We start from the raw sequence: 472 nt of genomic DNA, 5'->3' as shown, positions 1-472 counted from the left end.
ACAGTGGAGTCAACGACGCGGGGTGGAGCAGCTCGGTAGCTCGCTGGGCTCATAACCCAGAGGTCGCAGGTTCAAATCCTGTCCCCGCTACTGAAGATCCGGGCCCGGAATCCGAAATGGATTCCGGGCCCGGATTTTTTCCATCAAACGGCCGTGGCTCCTGATCCGCGACCGGCCCGCCGGACGCGCCGGGCCCAACTCGCCCGGATTTCACCGTTCATGGCCCGTAAGTTCCGGCCCGGAAACGGTAATGATCAAGCCGTAGTGCTTGGAATACGCCCCGCGGGTCTATTAACGTTCGATAACGCAGCACGGTCGTCCCAGCCGTCACAAGAGACGGCTCCGTGCGCACACGCCGAATCCCGCAAGGGAGCCGGGGAACCACACTCCCTGGGGTGAATCGCGTGGACGCCGCCGTGGAGTCACGGCCGGTATACGCGTGTAGGAGACCTTCCTGCTCCGAACCCGTCAG

General features: G+C 63.3%; 1 tRNA gene and 1 riboswitch. The gene reads left to right on the top strand.

Annotated elements, in window-relative coordinates:
* Positions 1 to 16 precede the first annotated feature (16 nt).
* Positions 17 to 90 (top strand) — tRNA-Met (locus WN71_RS39245).
* Positions 91 to 343: 253 nt separating this feature from the next.
* Positions 344 to 472, top strand: a riboswitch (cyclic di-AMP (ydaO/yuaA leader). This riboswitch is flagged as partial in the annotation.

Origin of the sequence: Streptomyces mangrovisoli (genome assembly GCF_000974985.2) — a bacterium.
Taxonomy (GTDB): Bacteria; Actinomycetota; Actinomycetes; order Streptomycetales; family Streptomycetaceae; genus Streptomyces; species Streptomyces mangrovisoli.
Note: the sequence above shows the minus strand (reverse complement) of the source record. Positions and strands in the feature narration are given on the sequence as shown.